8 protein-coding genes and 1 pseudogene are annotated in these 17018 nt (G+C 56.8%); 2 read left to right on the forward strand and 7 right to left on the reverse strand.

Annotated elements, in window-relative coordinates:
- Both OHL23_RS26485 and OHL23_RS26490 read left to right on the forward strand, forming a co-directional pair.
- A pseudogene (locus OHL23_RS26485) lies at window positions 1-181 on the forward strand (hypothetical protein); the annotation flags it as partial.
- The gene (locus tag OHL23_RS26490; protein WP_263355065.1) at window positions 174-707 is read left to right on the forward strand and encodes a hypothetical protein; all 534 of its coding nucleotides are present in this window, start codon (window positions 174-176) and stop codon (window positions 705-707) included. The pseudogene OHL23_RS26485 and the gene OHL23_RS26490, both read left to right, overlap by 8 nt.
- A gap of 1168 nt (window positions 708-1875) precedes the next feature.
- Here the strand turns inward: OHL23_RS26490 and OHL23_RS26495 are convergent.
- From OHL23_RS26495 to OHL23_RS26525, 7 genes are all read right to left on the reverse strand, one after another.
- A complete protein-coding gene (locus OHL23_RS26495; protein ID WP_263355066.1) occupies window positions 1876-2766 on the reverse strand; it encodes a LolA family protein in 891 nt (296 codons plus the stop codon).
- A gap of 102 nt (window positions 2767-2868) precedes the next feature.
- A complete protein-coding gene (locus tag OHL23_RS26500; RefSeq protein WP_263355067.1) occupies window positions 2869-3402 on the reverse strand; it encodes a hypothetical protein in 534 nt (177 codons plus the stop codon).
- An 8-nt stretch (window positions 3403-3410) separates the two neighbouring features.
- A complete protein-coding gene (locus tag OHL23_RS26505) occupies window positions 3411-3542 on the reverse strand; it encodes a hypothetical protein (RefSeq protein ID WP_263355068.1) in 132 nt (43 codons plus the stop codon).
- A complete protein-coding gene (locus OHL23_RS26510) occupies window positions 3539-12592 on the reverse strand; it encodes a choice-of-anchor D domain-containing protein (RefSeq protein ID WP_263355069.1) in 9054 nt (3017 codons plus the stop codon). Before OHL23_RS26510 ends, OHL23_RS26505 begins: the two co-directional genes overlap by 4 nt.
- A 16-nt stretch (window positions 12593-12608) precedes the next feature.
- The gene (locus OHL23_RS26515) at window positions 12609-14246 is read right to left on the reverse strand and encodes a multicopper oxidase family protein (protein WP_263355070.1); all 1638 of its coding nucleotides are present in this window, start codon (window positions 14244-14246) and stop codon (window positions 12609-12611) included.
- Window positions 14247-14256: 10 nt separating this feature from the next.
- Window positions 14257-15876, reverse strand: coding sequence for a multicopper oxidase domain-containing protein (locus tag OHL23_RS26520; RefSeq protein ID WP_263355071.1), 1620 nt, complete (start codon window positions 15874-15876; stop codon window positions 14257-14259).
- Between the two features lie 393 nt (window positions 15877-16269).
- The gene (locus tag OHL23_RS26525; RefSeq protein WP_263355072.1) at window positions 16270-16908 is read right to left on the reverse strand and encodes a Crp/Fnr family transcriptional regulator; all 639 of its coding nucleotides are present in this window, start codon (window positions 16906-16908) and stop codon (window positions 16270-16272) included.
- Window positions 16909-17018 lie beyond the last annotated feature (110 nt).

Here is a 17018-nt window from a genome sequence, read left to right on the forward strand (position 1 = left end):
ACTTACTGAGAATCAACTGGCCGCCACTAGCACATTGCCGGAAAAGCGAGGCGTGCTCGTGGCTAGGAAGCATCATCTCCTGGTGCGATGGAGTCATTGGCTCAATGTGCCGCTCCTTCTCGGCCTCATCCTGAAACGCGGCACCCACGGTACAACAGAAGGATGGCGACACGATGAATAGAGTCCTCCGAACATGTGCGGTCTTCGGTAGTTACGTTGGGCTATGTCTGTCGCTGGCAACAGCCGCAGCACAGACAATCATTCCTGTCGATCGGCGCCTGCCGCCACCCAAAGGCTTTGATTTTCGCGGACAGTGGAGTTGCGGCCATGGCCCGTCGGCAGCGCACCTGGATGTGCGAGAGCAGCAGAATCCGGATTCAGAGCAGGCTCTCTCTGGAAGTTGGACGAAACTTCAGGAAAGCCAGCAGGAATTCAGCGGGCGTTATTTCATTGGGTACGACCAGGATAAACGAGAGTTTCTCATGATCGATGCGGACGACCCCGCGTCTGTCTCGTATGTTACCGATGGCTGGCACGGGACAAAGCTCACGCTGATTTCGACCGATCACAAAGATCAGCTAATGCCTCCCAACCGCATCGTTTACGAAGTGATAGACCCTCAGCAGTTCACGGTTACCTGGGAGACGCTCGATGATGGAGAGTGGCAGAAAGACCCGCGCTTCACATGCGTCAAAGTCGGCGACTAACGATCTGCTTTCGATTCAGAGATGCAAAGGCGCAGATAATAACCTATTCCCATCTAGCTAGCAGCCGGCGCCCCGCGCAACTGCAGCGATTGGCGATGTCGCAATGAACTGGTTGCGACAGTTTCAGATATGACGGCGGTACGAATGAGGATCGCCTTGAACCGCGGCATTCCCTTCGGATCCAATCCCGACACGGGCCTGGTCCGCGCTGCCCCAATGGCTCTCCGCCGCCGGCATTTCGGAAGGTCCGGTCTTCCGTTCGGTCGGCCGATATGGAGATGCATTCCGGCACGGTCTGCAAAGGACTCGATCGGAAAAATCCTGAAACGAAATGCTGTGCGGCACGGGTTGAAAGCAGATTCAATCGGCGGCCATAGCCTCCGCGCTGGATGCGTGACGCAGGCTGCTGTAAACGGTGACCGCGAGTTTATCATCATGCGGCAGATCATCCCCCGGGCGGTGGCGACATTGTGGCGGTAGATCCTCTCGGGCGAGATCTTCCGAGAGATCGTGGCAATGGACCTCGGAGTTTGGGCACACCCCTAGGGTCCGGCAAATTTCTCTTCATGTGCCTTGAATTCCCTCCCTCACCTACTTCATCTCCTCAGCAAGTGCTTGTTCTCCCCTTCACCCGTCCCAATACATAACTTTCCCCATCCACCACAGCCGCGCCCGAGCGTACCGCGCGTCGATTACAACCTCGGTCATGAATCGCGCGCCGCCAAAGCTTGCTTGTCGCCACTGACCAGGTATCACGCAGGGCTTCTGATGTAGACATTCAGCTCTGAAATTTGGGTCCAATTACTGCCGAAAACCATGTATCTGGGACTACTCAGACGCGCTACCAGCCCAAAAGAATCAATAACTTAGTGCATCGGTTGTTATTTCGGGACCAGGGGGTCGGAGGTTCGAATCCTCTCTCCCCGACCAAAATTTTTAGAATAAGCAGTTTAGACTTGATTTATTCCATCTTCTCGTCCGACACTTATCCACTATCGCAAAGACTCATCCCTTTATTTTCAATGATCTTGGGAGAGTTTCGCATCGAGTGCCGATATTGATATCCAGAGTTAAACGGTATTGGGACCTCGGTCGGCAGCCACGCAAAGCACAGAGGAATTCGCAATCATAGCGGCTTGCCAGCAGGTTCCACTTCGGCGCGAGTCCGTCACTTGTTGAGAGAAGCGACCTCGGCCTGAGGTTTGGAGAACAATGATGCTTCGAACTTGGGATTAACCAACACTCTTTCGATCAGTATTCTCTCGGCAGGGATCGGGTTCTCCTTGACTCGCGATGCGGGATTGGGCAGCGGAAGAACTTTTGTCTCCAGCAGGTATGGTATTTCCAAGCCGCTCGTTGGGCGGTAATCCCGATAGTAGATCTCGACTGGATGATCTATACCATCCAATCTTCGAGGCTGTCCCTCAATCTTGGTCTCGAGGAATGTCTTGGAATCGATCCAGAGATGAATTGACTGCCCATTCTTCATGGTCAGCTTGAGCCTGTAGGTGTCGCGATCCTCTACTTCCTCCATCCCTTCAACGTCGACACGAGTCCCCTTAGCTACATAATCAATGAGCGGACCATCGAGCTCAGCTTGCATCGATGCGGCTTTTGCTTCGTCGGCGGTGAATGGCTCGACTTCGCGACGGTTAAGATAGGGCCTCAGCTTCCAGCCATTTTCTCCGTCGTAGACCTGTAACGCGGCTTGACCCCTGAATTGCAGTTCGAAACGTACCTTGTGCGGGCGTTGCATCTCCATCACAAACGGCAATAAGACCTCTTCCTTCGGCCGCGGATCCGTGGGAAGCGCAGCAGCTTTCTTGTCCGGAAGCGAAGCAGGAAGAGTAGTCCGCTGATTGCCTCCCGCGCCCAGCTTACCCTGGAACGTCATGGATTGAACGGAGCGCCACGCCTGTAACCCACCACGTGCGGCAACGTTTTTATTGACGATTTCAGCTGCGGTAAGACTCGATCTGGGTGTGGTCGTATCTGCAGCCATTGCGGCGGCAACGGCGCATGCGAGCGTCATACCAACTATCAGCTTGATTCGGAGCATATTGGATTTCCTCGTTCCAAGAGTTTCAAGTACATCTACACGGATGATCCTGATGCATCGCTGTCCCGGGCCCAAATAAATCGCAGGCTTTCAATGTGGCAGTCATTCGACGATTAAGCCTTCTGCGCGAAAGCTTCCGATCACCACATCGACACGATCTCCACGCTTGACCGTTCTTTGCGGATTCGAGAATGCCATCCAGTAGGACTTCCCTGCTTCCGGCGTGCTGCTTTGCCTTAGCTGGCCAACTTTTTCGAGGGATGGAATGATCAGCTTTACGTGGCCTTCGGGATAGATCAATGCCGGTTCAAGCTTCTTGTCATTGAGCAATTTGGATTTCTCCTGATCTACGACCTGGTAGGTGAATCGGATCAATTCGCCCGACTCGACTGCCCTTACGCTCAGCGAATCTACTCCCCAGACGGACTCGTAATAGGCTGTTTCTCTCCTGGATGTCCGGTTGGGCTGGTAGCGCGTTGGAGTGCCAGTTCCCTTCTGAGGAGAAGGAGCGACAGCGGGCGCCACCTGCCCCTTAGTGGCCGGCACCTGTGCGAAGATCGCCGGACTCGCCAGGCTCGCCAGAAATGCCGCACGAATGAGCAGTGTTGCGTTGGCTGGGGCTAACATCCTGAACATTTGTTCCCTCATCCCTGCGATTCGATGACCGGCGGCTGGTAGACCGCCGGCCCGAGTGATTCGCGACTGAGCGTTGGAGTTCCGACAAAGCTGCCCGCTGCTATCCCGCGAACAGCTTTGCGTTGGTTGTCTGGGATCATCGTGCGGTTCCAGACAAGGTCGATGTCAACGTTGGGAAGCCGCTGGTATTCGTGATAACAAGCGATCCTGTCTGAGCCGAATTTGCAGCATCGGTTAACGGAGGCCGGAACTGTACTTCGACATTGCAGGTCGTACCCGCATTCAGAGTTGCACCGCAACTGGTAAGGCCGGCGATCACATAGTAGTTCGTTCCGATGGCCGAATTGACGGTTGTCGTGATGCCCGTCATTGCGACATTCCCGGTGTTGGAGAGGGTGAACGCCTGGCAAGGTCCGGCGTTGGCCCCGAGGCAGAGGATGCCCTGCGTAGCGCCCCTGGTGATTGTTCCATAGTTGTGTGTGGCGGGCGTAAGGGTTGCTGTCTTGCTGACAGCGACTCCAGTTCCTGTAAGTGCCACGGGAGAACCCGTGATGGCAACATTTCCGGTGATCGTTGCATTGCCGGTTGCGGCCCCAGGCGTTGTCGGTGAGAAGACGATGTTAATGGTGCAGGTGGCTCCAGCATTCAGCGTTGCTCCGCAGGTGCCGCCCGATTGCGAGAACGGTGTGGTAACCGCGATGGCGATGCCCGTCAGCGTACCTGTACCGGTGTTGTGGAGGGTGAGCGTCCGCGCAGCGCTGGTGGTAGTGTCAACGACGTTGCCGAAGTTGAGCGGTCCACCGGTTACGCTGCCGATTGCCAGCGTTGCGCCTACGAATTCGACTGCGCCCGCGTCGACGGCGTTATTTGTCTTTCTCGGAGTGCCATAGTAGTCGAGAGATGGAGCCGCGCCATAAGTCGGCGCAGTGCTGGGGATGTAGTTAATGACGGAGGAGCTTGAAGACGGGCCATAGTTGCCGAGCGTCGTGTTGGTAACAGGACCGGTTTCGGAAAGCGGACCCCAGCTGATGTTGATCCAGTTGTTGCCTTCGTCCACGGTTGCGGATGGAGACAGGTTGAAGATGGGGTTGGGAACCGTGGCGTCAGAGATGCCGGGCGGCACCTGGTATCCGCCGGAGGCGTATTCCGGTGGAGTCCTGGCGCCGTTGCAATATTGACTGATCATATTTGGGTTCGATCCCGTGTTGTGCAGCGCCGCCGTACTGTAGTCGGCGATGTCGGTAATGACCGAGTATGTGGGCGACAAGGCGATGCCCGTGGCGTGGTTCGAGGGTCCAGAATCCCCACGAACGCCGATGTCCCAGTAGCTGGCGCCTGGCGTGCACGCTCCTGTGCCACCTGTGATCATCGAGCCTGTCCCGAGAGGCGTCGTGGCGTCGGCTGAGGGCTGGCTTGCTGCCGCTGTGCCAGGGGTGCTGTTGAAGGAAGCGTTGTACAGGCTGACGATGTTCTGCTGGTATTGAGAGCTCAAAGCGCCCACACCAATGTAGAAGGAACGATTCTGCCAGAACACGTCGTTGGCCAGATACGGATTCGATATGGTCGTGCAGTGTGGGTTTCTGGTCGGGCATGTCACCGGAGTGTTCCCCAGTGACATGGTCAGGTTAGAGCTGTTGGGCATGGTGACCAGGCCCGCCGGCTGCGGGGCCGAGGTTGTGGGCGAGGTGGTCTGATTACCGGCGCCTGGGGCGCTGGCATCCGGAGCGCCAAGGGTATTGAAGAGCACTCCGGCCGAGGCCGTTGTGTCGTTGGACGCGACCGTGTTGTTGATGAAGTCTACGCTCAGAGCATCCTGAAGCGACACGCCGGCGCCGTCCCATCCGGCTACATTGTTGTTGATGATGTTGTTGGTGATGGTGACATGGTTCCAATCCGCTGGGTTCCTGGGAAATAGAGATACCTCGGTGCCGTTGACAGACTGGAGGCGCAAGCCGCCGCCGCTGCCGCTCTCTGCTGCGTTACCCATAAGCAGGTTGGCGTTGATGGTCAGGCCAGGACCGGTGCCATCCGGCAGACCCGGCGGGCAATCAGCATCAGCTACGGTGCTACCGCACTCGACGCCAGCCGCGGTCATGCCATCTGGAGCGGCTCCCATCACAATCAATCCGCCGCCGTTGGTTGAAATCGTCGGATTGGTGCTCTGGTTGAAGATGATGGTGTTGTGCTCGATGTCGCCGTTGTAGCTGAAGCCGATATGCGCTACGCCGCCGCCATCGCCTGTGCTCTGGTTGCCGCAAATCCAGTTGTACTGGAAGTTGTAGTAGTCGGCGCCGGTGCAGAAGCTTACGCCGCCTGCGCCCGCAGGTGTGCCGGAGAAGAGTTCATCGCCGATCGACGTGTTCGACGTGACCATATTGTGATGAACGTTGACGTGCAGGTTGAAGCAATAAGGCAACTGTTGGTTGGTATAGCTGCCTACCTGGCACGAACCAGGATCGGTGTCCGATGTCTGTCCAGCCAGGTAGGCGTCCGGAGACTCACCCTGACCGATGTTGATGCCACCCGAGAGAGTGCCGATATTGCCATAGATTCGATTGTTGGCGATCTCAAGATTATGCGCCCAGGCATGAGCGAAGATACCGCCGCCGCCCTGAGAGCTGTCTGTGATCGTCAATCCATCGATGCGGGACGGATTGCACTGGAAGTTGCTGGGATAAGGATTCTTCTCAACGGTCTTTCCGAGCAATGAGAATCCGCAATCCAATGCAGAGCCTGTGAGCACTGTGGTGCCTGTCGGGAATGCGGCTTCGTTCCCGCTACCGTAATAGCCAGCCGCGCCATGAGAATTGACCCCCTTGGAGAGGATCGTGATGCCTGCTCCCTCATAGGCGCCGAGCAGAGTTGGCTCCTGAAGGAGCTGTGCCAGGTTGCCGTTTGTGGTCGTGTCCCAGCCGACGATACCTTCCAGTGGGAGACGATCGACCTGAGGATTGTTCGTCGTCCCGCTGAAGTAGTTCATGTTGCCGGGGCAGCTTGCTCCCTGCGTCGGGTTGTTGGTCGGGTCGGCCGGATTGTACGGGTTAGTAGGAGTGATCGGCGTGCCATTGAGCGCCAGGCCGAAGAGGCAGACAATCTGTTGACGCCATGGATCCAGCTTGCCCGCAGGCTGCGTGTTCGCGTCGATGATGGTCGAGGCAGCACCTACGCCCTGGAGCCGAACCGGCTTCCACATGATGAGCATCTCGCTGTACGTGCCCGGAGGAATCATGATCAGATCGCCGGGCGCGGCCGCGTCGATTGCCTGCTGAATCGATCCCGGACCGGATTGAGAGAGTGGCACATTCCCGCTTACGTACGTCGGAGCCTTGCCGCCAATGGTGACAGTCACCGCATCGATCGACTGCTTGCCGGCAGCTGTGGTCACCACAACCTCGCCGCAAGATGCCGTGCTGCCGCCGTACTGCACCTGTTGCTGCATCGCGCAGGCAGGTACTCCGTTCGGTACGGTCACCGTAATCGTCGAGTCACTCCAGCTCTTGATCGGAGCTGAGACGCCGCCTATCGTGACAGATCCCTGACCTCCAAATCCGTAATGCCGGGTTGTCGTCTTCTGGTTGAAGGGCGCCGTGGTGGCTGCGGGACCCGAATATGCGTAGTCCTGCACAACTGAGTTACCCAATGCGGTAATCGTGAGAGTCTTGCCCGGCGCGCTTACCCATGGGCCTTTGCCGTCACCGTCAACTTCGCTGATGGCAGGCGTTGCGTCCGGATAAGCGCAGTCCGGGTGATTGTAGCCCGCGGAAAACGCAGACGTAGGCACGACCGGCGTATCGAGGTACTGGGTTTGCCCTGGCATATACGGCAGCTCGTAGCAGAAATTGCTGTATCCAGGGTTGTACAACGGATCCGGAGTCGATAGCGGATTCAACGCTGCGCTTCCGGTTCCGGGATCGTTCATGCAGAAGACCATCATCGTCGGGGAATATCCGGTCGGGTTGGGCGGATTCACCTCCCATGTGGAATAGGTCATGCCGTCATACGTGCCCCACTGGTCGGTGTAGACGCGGCTGATTTCTGCGCCAGTCCAGTCCTTGACTGAAACTGGCATGTTAGGTGGAGAGAACTTCTCACCGAACTGCGGCGAGAAGGGATCAAATTCAGAGGTGAAATCGTCCGTGATATCGCCGGTGAACTTCGATGCGATGTGGGTCGAGGTATAGATGTAGAACTTGGCGATCGCGGCGGTCTGATCGGAAAGGGTAACTTCCTTGCGATCGCACAGATTGCGTGTAGCACCGGCGAACGGCGCCACCTGGGTCGACTGTGGGAACAGGCTGATGTAGTCGGGAACCACGCGCGCCTCACCTACACAAGGCCAGGTCGGCTCGGGAACAAAGCCCGGAACAATCCCATTGTTCGGATTGGCGCCAAGACTCGTTGTCGAATTTTGCGCGTTGTTTTCGTTGTAGTACGCGGCTACCTGGGCCTGATCGGGCATGATGAAGATATCGCCCAACCCGCCAAACTCCTGAGTAACCGGAGCGATGAAGTTATCGCCGATGAGGATGTTCTTATCCTCTTCCTTGACGATCTCGTAGCCGGCCGGCGGAACGACTTCCACCACATACTTTCCGGCAGGCAACATCGGAGTGCCGTAGTACAGATCGCTCTGCGGCACTGCGGTGTTCGGCTTGCATATCGTGCAGGCGGATGCGGTCGGCTTCCCCGTGGCGTCCGTGGCGGTTACGCTGGGGAACTTGTACATGCCATCGTAAGGAGCCGGCTGTATCTGGTTCCAGTTGTGCATACCGTCATAGCACTTGTACTGCGAATTGTCTGGGAGCTGCGGCGCGGCTGGGCCACCGTGCAGGCTGTCGTAAACATTGAGATAGTTCGGCTGGTTATACAGCGTGAAGTAGAAGAGGTCCGCCTTGGACTGCCCCGGGCAATTCATATTTGGGGTCACTCCATCGGCCCGGAAACCCTGCGCGTAGTCATCCCAACTGCTGGTCTGCGTGGTGTCGACGAGGGTCAGAGACTGAGTTCCATCCGGAGCAGTGCCCTCCTGGTAGAGGTTGATGGTGACGTGAGGCACCAGAGGCTCCCATTGCGTCTGGACGAGCATCTGAGGATCATCGAAAGGCCGGGTTGAAGCATAAACTACGTGGCCTTTGATGCCGCCGGTCTCACCGGGTACATAGGGCTCTTTACCGAATTCGATGAAGTTGTTTTGTCCTGAGAATCCCTGCCAACCCTCTACGCCCCCGGTCCATGGCGAATCGACTCTTCCAGTCGATCCCCCCGGGCCGCCACCGGTCGGATTGGTAAAGAGATTAACATCCGTGCAGTCCGCCACACCACAGTACACCGAGCCTGGCACTTGCAGATTTGCAGGCACCGGATTGGGTTCGTCGGTGTTGGCAAGGAACGCGCCGATCGTCGATTTTCCGCATGCCGGGTAGCCGGGCTGTCCGCAGGATGCAGAACCGTCCGCAGGACCGCCGGAATCATACACCACATGCGTACCCGTGTTCTTGTACCGGGTAGTATCGGTTTCCACGACGTACCAGTTGAAGAGCGGGAAAGTCTCATTGAAATTCGCTGTGCCGTCAAAGTCCGTGCTGAGGCCGTTGGCCAGACTGCCGTCGCGATATCGGACCGCGACTGGAACCAGCGGAATGCCGCCTTCGCTGGCCTGCGAAACGCCATCCTTGTTGTCGTCAATGAACGTGCGGGTATAGACATTGGCCTGCCATTGGTTCATGGCAATGTCTCCGAGATTGGCGGTACTTCCCGTGGAAGTATTCGCCAAGCCAACGGGTGTGGAAAGACCGTCGACCAACATGTCGTTCCACTGATCGAAGACGGTGACTCTCCAGTCGCCGGGAGGGATGCCAGTGAAGGAGAAATGGCCCTTCTCATCGCACTTGGTAAAGGCGAAGTCCTCGCCGTCCGGATCGCCAAGGCTTACGTAGCATTGGGTCCAATAGAAGCTGTCGTGCGAGCCGCTGCTGTAGAGCCGCTCGTCTGGTGTCCTGCTCATGCGTTCGGTAGTGACGTTGCCCGTCACGGTGTTATTGCACGAGCTTCCGGCGGGCAGGCTCAGAAACGCATCCGTGCCCGCGCATACGCCGGCGAGACGACCTTGAATGATCGCCGGGTTGGCGAAGCCGATGGTTACGTGATAGCCGGCTGGCCCGAATTCCTGGAAGAAACTCGGCTCGCCAATTCGTATGAAGGAATCATGCGCCTTCTGTCCGTCAAGAGTATTAGTCTGATGCCACTCCTCGCCTCTCGCAATTCTGTCGGCAGCAGGAGTCGCGATTACTCCCCACCTGCCGGGCATCAGGTTGTCGATGAGTGCCTGGCCGGCCAGAGGCGACAGAACGGACGTAACCTGGCCATTCTTGACTTCGTACTTTGGGCACGTGACGATCATTCCCGTTATGTTCTGGGTCTCTTCCTGAGATATGTAACAGGTGTCGTTTCCGGTCACGGGATCTATCGTTCCCTGCAAGCTGTTCGTCAGTGGCTGGTTGAACATGTCGTAGGTCATCTGGCCGGTGAAGTCGCCGTTGCCACCCATGGCATCCCAAAGATGAATCTGGAAACCGCCAAGACCAGGCTCATTGGTGGCCAGCACATCGACACCGCCTCCTGCGTCTTGCTCACCGTTGAGCGGGAAGTCATCTTCAAACACAAAGACAGAGAGTTTACCCGGCGGATACGGACTGGGTTGAGTAATCACTGTGACCGAGGTTTGGCCCGCAGCGATCGAAGCGCCGCCCATGCCATGTCCGATCTTGCCACCGCCGACGCAACCAGGCGTTGAGCAGCCGCTGGTGAAGGGGTCTGCTGCGTCACCCGGGAGAACCGAGATGTAGTAGCGCTTGGTTGGATCAAGATAGACCTGGCTAGGAAGCGTCGGAGTCTGGCCTTGGCCGGTTGTATCCGGCCGGCACTTGCCGTTGCCCAAATCGCAGACTGCGGGCACGTGCTGGCCCGCTGTAGGACTGCATCCAGCCGGTACACCCGCTGAGGTGCAGGGAGTGCCCGAGTCGAAGACTGTCTGGCCCGCCTCGCAGGACTTCGGACCAGTGCAGCCCTGCGCGACAAATGGCATGTTGCTGGTATGGAAATTGGTTCCGTAGGTCGGGACAATCGTGTTGCCGCCCGTATTCGTGGTCTTGGTCGGATCTACGTAGAACGTCTTGTCTTCCTCAATGATCCAGCGATAATCCTGGCCTGCGAGCGGAACCTTGGTGGCTCCATCCACTACACTCACGGCGAGATTGCTTGGTCGAGGGAACGTTAATGTGACAGTTGCGGAGGCCGCGCTCACCGTACCTTGAGAATTCTGTGCATTGTAAGTGAAGGTGTAGATTCCGGGGCTCGGAACAGACGCGATAAAGCCCCCCTTCGCGTCCATCTGAACGGTCAAGCCAGATCCAGAAGGAATCGTGACCGACGATGCAACCACGGTCAGGGGATAGCCACTGGTGTCCTTGTCCGCCAGCAGCACGCCTGGCGACGGTATCTTGATGAAGGTCGCAATCCTGGACGTGAAGGTGCTGTTATTCATGACGATATTAGCGGCAGACTCAATCGTCGCGGCGTTCAGAGTTACAGTAGCGATTGGCCCGTTCCCGTTCGCCTGATATTGGAATGAGTCTCCTCCAGACCAGCCGCTGTTCGGAACGTAGGTAAAGGTGCCATTTGCGTTCAGCGTTAACGTGCCTTGTGCAGGCGGTGTTGAGACCTTCACTCCATAGACATTGACATCGTTTGCGATGACACCCTTGCCTGGATCCGAGATTGTAAGGGTTTCGGTGGGAACGACTAGGTAGCTATCCGGGTTGGCCACTGCAGGCTTGATTGCAGTGGCCGGTGGCAGTCTGCTGCCGTTGATGCTGATGTACGCAAGCATACCGGCATCGCGTCCAATGGCGTTCGCGGAGAGACTTAGCTCGCGATCATAGACAGCGAGCGCAGGAGGCAGAGGCGTGGTGGGCGCCGAGGCGTTGATCATCACGTCATAGGTCTTACCTGCAGACATGAAGACTTCACTTTGCACGCGAGGAATTCCGGGAAGAGGATTGCCGTCTTCGGCGATCAGGGAGAAGCCGGACGGCGGCGCAGTAGACGTACCGGAAGCAACTCCGGTTTGGGAACCAACGATCGATGGCACATGCATGCGCGCACCGGCATTGACCATGCGCACCAGCACCGATCCGGTCGCACCGGAGGGCGCGAGTGTCGACGGGGTTACCGGGAACAGTGAAGCCGTCGCGCTCGTCTTATTGAAGGCAACTCCGTTGATCAGGTAATAGAGGGGCGTGTAGTTGACGATCGGCGGGTAACACTTGTGATATGCCGCGTTCCCGGGTGTCGGATCGCCGCATCCTCCGGGCTGGCCTGACCACACCATCGTTTCGCTGAATCCAGCGGTGTTGATGGCCGTCGTGACTGCAGTGTTCTGAACCGGATCGATTTCACTGAAGATCAACGGAACCTCTGCATCGTAACTGACCGCCGGAGAGCTGCCGGCCGCGGGATAGGCCGTGCCTGGGGTGACCTCGTTGCCAGAGTTCGATGTCGGAGCGGTAGTTACGACTACAATTCCATACAAACCCATTGTGCCCTGAACGGATGGGTGGGTACCGGATTCCAGTAGATATGTCCCGGGCCGAAGGGACGACCAGATCAACGGCGTTGTAGCTCCAGCTGCAACCTCAGTACCGAAGGATTGAACACGAGGGCCCTGAGCCGGTGGAGTAAAGGTGGCGCTGCCCCCACCGGGACTGCCTGCTACCGGCCATGTCACGCCCAGATCCGGATGGACCGGACTGGCAACCGTGGTCGGCTTACCGAGACCGCCACCAAGCTGGCCTACGATCGTGAGCGATGTCGGCACCGAATTGCCATTCGCAAACGTAAGGTTATTGGTCAGGTTGATTGTCAGGCTGGTACCTGTCGGCACAGTGATCACAACCGGAGACCATCCACCGCCTGCATTGGGATTCAATGCGCTGCAAGTGGGTCCGGGAGTGCTCGTCACGGGTCCGCATGTGTAGCCCCACATCGGCACCGAGGAGCCATCAGGCAATGTCGCCGCCGTCGGGGCCGCCGTCAGACTGACCTGCCCGAGCGCAACGCCTGTCGGCAACAAGAGAGGAGTCGCAACGAGTATCGCAATCTTCCAACATTTCTTGAGATAGTTGACTTGCATTGTGGATCTCCTCTTGCTAGTTGGATTCGTCGATAACAAATTCGCGGGAATCGACGAGCAGCATCATCATCATTCCGCCTGGGAAGACATTGTTGGTGGTGATCTCTCGTTCGTTGTGCGAGTGCCACATGAACGCGAAACCGCGCTCATTGGAGGGGTTGGCCTGGGTATTCGCAGGTTGAAAGGCACTGTTCGGTCCGGTCGCGCGGCTCGTCGCGTCTGGACCCAGATATGGACTGCCACCAAACCAGTTACCATTGGTAAGAATGTTTGGGTCAGGCAGCGTAACGGGACCACCGCTTGCTACGTCTCCGAAAGGCGCCACTTCAAGCGGCTTATTGTGATCCGCACACCATTCGTAGTAGTTGACTGCCGACCAAACTTCTTGATGGGTGAGCGCGCCAGAGGTTGGATCGTATCCGGTGTTGTAACCATTGGCATCGGGGTAACATGGCGGGTCCTGGTTGGCTGCGACGACGTCCGGATCGGGACGGTCCGTTCTGGGAGTATGTGCATACATATCCCAGTTCAATCCGCGACCGGTGTAGTAGAAGATTCCATCCATAGCCAGACCGGGCGTTGTGGTGGTAGTGAAAAGAGCCGGGCCGGCCAGACTCTCTGGATCGGTCTGACTTAGGATCAGGTTTCCATCACGCGCAAGAATGCGAACATGATTGGCGTGCTCGTGAAATGGATGTTGCCATCTCCCTTGTCCAATGATGCGCAACAGAAGTTGTTCGCCGGGATGCACATGCGGATTTCCGTTGTAGGGTTGATGCGGATACTCCACTTCATAGTTTCCATCCATGTCATCCGGCATCGAACGTCCGTTGATCATGAAAAAGGCCGGATGATAAGGCTCGGTCGGCACCTCGAGACTGCAGCCGGGAGAGCCAGCCGTACAGCCCGCCTTCGCCGTAACCTGGGCCAATGCTGTGTTATGAATGTTGGGGTCCATCTCGGAAAATTGAAAGAGATATTCGCGGTCATAGCATGTTTTGTCATGGTCGTAGGCCGCGTGCGCCAGCCGGAAATCCAACTCGTTGTGAGTGGCGGCAGCTCCTCTGTTCGCCGCATGAACGCCTGCGTCGCACGCGGCCGGAACATGCGCAGGAAGTACGATCACCGCCCCATACATGCCCATCTCAACCTGCAGATCGCTTTGCGTTCCGCTATAGTAGGCCCGCGTTCCTGGCGATGAAGCCGTAAATGTGTAGGTGACCGATCCGCCCGGCACTGCCTCTTGAGCAAGCAGACCAGATACGCCGCCCGTGGCGCTTACCTGAAATCCAGGAAACAGGATCGAAGTATTACCCGCCGGTGTCGGAAGGTTGTTGGTCAGTGTCACCGAAACGGCCTGGCCTTCCGTGACGATCAGAGTAGGGCCAGGAATCTGCATCGACGGACAAGTCGCCGTTGTGATTGCAGCAGGTGCAAAGCCAGTCGGTGCACCGTTGCATCCATAGCCCCACGAATACACCGACGATCCGTCCGGTTGATTGAGGTAAGCGGTCTGCGCCACCAGATTGAATGTCGGACCAGTGATACCCGGAGCCGCAGCGTGAGATATCCCCGACCCAACCAACACCACGCATCCCGCAGCTGTCGGCATACTCACCTTGATGAACTCTCGTATCCTGTGCATGAGCCTCATTGCTGCCCTCCTAATTGATGTGAACCTCGGTCATGAGACCGCCAAAGTTCTCGGCGTCGTTCGAAAGATGGTCGAGTTGCGGAGTGTAGAGGTAGAAAACACTGCCGGGCGGGTAGAGGGACGTGTTGCTCGCATCGAGAATCACGTCGAGCGACTCACCGCCGGCGAGGGTAATCGAGTTCGTGTTGTAGTACATGTTGTTGCCGGCCTGGTCGCGTAGCAGTTTAGCGTTATATCCGATCACCTGCATCGGAATCCCCAACGAAGCGAGAGTCTGATATTCCGTTACGTCCAGGTCGGATATACGCAGGAGGGCCTTCTGACCGGCGGCGATATTGATGATTGAAGGCAGCGGCTGCGAGAAATGGCTTCTGCCATCGGATGTCTCGGTTTGCATCGGGCCGGGTGTGACTGTATCTGGATAGCTTCGCCCATTCAGAAGGAAATACTTGTCCTTCATATCCACGAATGCTTCGGGATTGAAGGTCATGCCCACAAAGTGGAAGTTCGGGTCGAACCCGTGAATCTGAATTGGATACTCAACGTCGTAGTACGTAGAACCATCTCCGTCGTTGTAAGCAAACTTCTTGGTTGCCGTGCCGCCCGTGAATCCACCAGTTACGCCGTTATCGCCCTTTTGGGGAAGCGGATTGCTGCATAGAATGTCTGAATTGGGATTGCATGCTGTGCGAAGGTCCTGTTGTTGTGCCTGCAGAGCAGCGTAAAGATGGGTTGAGGAGGGCACACGATTTTGCCGTGGACGCACGAATATCTGGCCCACCATGCCCATCTGCAGGTGTTCCGGTGGGGTGATATGGCAGTGCCAGAAATAAGTACCAGCGTCCGGCGCAAGGTAGTAATAGGTAAAGCTACCGCCGATATTGATGGCGACGGAGGCATCTGGCACGCCGTCGTAGAAGGAGGATGCGTTTGGATATCCGTGGAAATGTACCGTGTGCTGTTCGAACAAGTCTGGCCTCATGATCATGCCGACATTGCTCAGCGTGAGAAAGAACTCATCATCCTCGTCCATGGCCATCAGCGGAGCGGGAATGTTCCCGTTCATTACGCCTACATCCATGATCTGCCGGGGGTCGACATGGCCATCGAGGCAAGGGGCTTTGCACCCATTGTCGTTCTCCGCGTCAAGGTCAGGCGCGAGTCCCACTGCACCGTTATAAGTAAAGTTGCCAAGCGTAGTGGGAGCCGCACCATCAGTGGTTGCCGGATCGCCTGGCTGCAATGTGCCCGGGAACACCGTATTGAAAACATTTGGATATTCAGAACCCGGCTGTCCTGCTGCAATATCAGCGAGTCCCGACAGCGGTCCAAACGAGAACATGAAAGTCTGCGTACCGTCTGCCATAGTGGCGAAACCATCGCCGCCCGAGATCTGCTGGCACTTGATTGCCCCATTAACGTTGGCCATTGGAGTTAGAAATCCACCACCACCGAGTGTCATCGTCGTAGGCCCGGTGAACGCCGGCTCAGAATTATTGTTCGCAGCATTCGGATGTGTGATTGTGCTGGTCGGGCATTGCACCCGAAAGGACTGTGAGATTGCGGATTGTGACGTATACAGCGTGAGTCCGCACACAATCAGAAAGGTCCACACGTTTCTCTTCGACATGCACTCTCCTTCGCACCAGGCACGCGGTCAGTTCTCGTTGGCGTGTGTTTTGTTGCTGGCAAGGAGTATTGACACGGGATCGATATGCTGCTTTGCTCAAGCGCAAAGAACGTCATGTTTTGTTTGCGCTTGACTTAGACCGCTGTAAATCGCCAATTCAAAAAGGCCACCTCGGCTCGGTCACAACGGCCGGTTGCAAATAGCTTGATCAAGATGTGCCGCGTTATTCCGAACAGACAAAAGGCTAAGGGCTGCATTGCTCGCAGGAGAGCGCAGGCGTTCTTCAATATCTATGTCGCGATAGAGGGAATCGATGTCTCAACTGGATGCGCGCCCTCACTTTCTGCCATTGGTTCACCGACAGAATAGAAATCCTATGAAGGCTGACTTCCGTTAGTCTCCGTCCTCACTGATCTTCGCAAGGAGGTCGACGTTCAATATGACGACTGCTTCTCTACGCGGTGTGACGATTTCCATTTCGCTCCACTTCGACATCAGTCTGCTGATCGTGAAGAGGGTTGTACCCGTAAGCTGCGCGAGTTCTTCTCGCGATAAGAACACCTCGACGCCGCTGCTTCTGGCTTGCCCGACCTGCTTTCCGATCCTTAGTAACGCAAGGGCGACACGACGCGAGACTCTTTCCGTCGCGACCTCGCGAAATCGTTCCTCCAGTTCACCAAGTCTCTCAGACAGGATTCTTCCTAGATTGCGTTTGATCTTGACAGCCGCAGGGAATCCCCGCTCCAGAGTAGACCAATCCCACATCATGACTCGGGTCGTCAGGACAGCGCGGGCGGAGCACGTGTGCAGACTGCCTGAGACGCTCCCGGTGAGTCCAACAGCTTCACCTACCCCGTGCAGCCAAAGAATGACTTCGCTGCCGCCGTGACTGAGTTGTGTGAGCTTGACGCTTCCGGATTCAATGAGAACGATCTGCCTCACCGGTTGACCTTGTTCGAAGAGGCTGTCCCGGCGATCAAAACACTTGGTCCGCGCCAGTGCGGCCAATTCCACCGTCTCTGCGTCAGACATGCCTGCGCATATTGCGGAACTGTGCATCAAATTTAATCGCCGGTTCAGATGCACGTAAGGTGCAAAAATTCGTTCTGAACTTTCATGTGTGAAACATGGATCTGTGGCCA

The organism is Acidicapsa acidisoli (assembly GCF_025685625.1).
GTDB classification, from domain to species: domain Bacteria; phylum Acidobacteriota; class Terriglobia; order Terriglobales; family Acidobacteriaceae; genus Acidicapsa; species Acidicapsa acidisoli.

Coding starts and splice junctions, on each gene's coding strand:
- OHL23_RS26510 (WP_263355069.1), bottom strand. CDS start 12,592: ATGCAAGTCAACTATCTCAAGAAATGTTGGAAGATTGCGATACTCGTT.
- OHL23_RS26525 (WP_263355072.1), bottom strand. CDS start 16,908: ATGTCTGACGCAGAGACGGTGGAATTGGCCGCACTGGCGCGGACCAAG.
- OHL23_RS26520 (WP_263355071.1), bottom strand. CDS start 15,876: ATGTCGAAGAGAAACGTGTGGACCTTTCTGATTGTGTGCGGACTCACG.
- OHL23_RS26500 (WP_263355067.1), bottom strand. CDS start 3,402: ATGTTCAGGATGTTAGCCCCAGCCAACGCAACACTGCTCATTCGTGCG.
- OHL23_RS26505 (WP_263355068.1), bottom strand. CDS start 3,542: ATGATCCCAGACAACCAACGCAAAGCTGTTCGCGGGATAGCAGCGGGC.
- OHL23_RS26515 (WP_263355070.1), bottom strand. CDS start 14,246: ATGAGGCTCATGCACAGGATACGAGAGTTCATCAAGGTGAGTATGCCG.
- OHL23_RS26490 (WP_263355065.1), top strand. CDS start 174: ATGAATAGAGTCCTCCGAACATGTGCGGTCTTCGGTAGTTACGTTGGG.
- OHL23_RS26495 (WP_263355066.1), bottom strand. CDS start 2,766: ATGCTCCGAATCAAGCTGATAGTTGGTATGACGCTCGCATGCGCCGTT.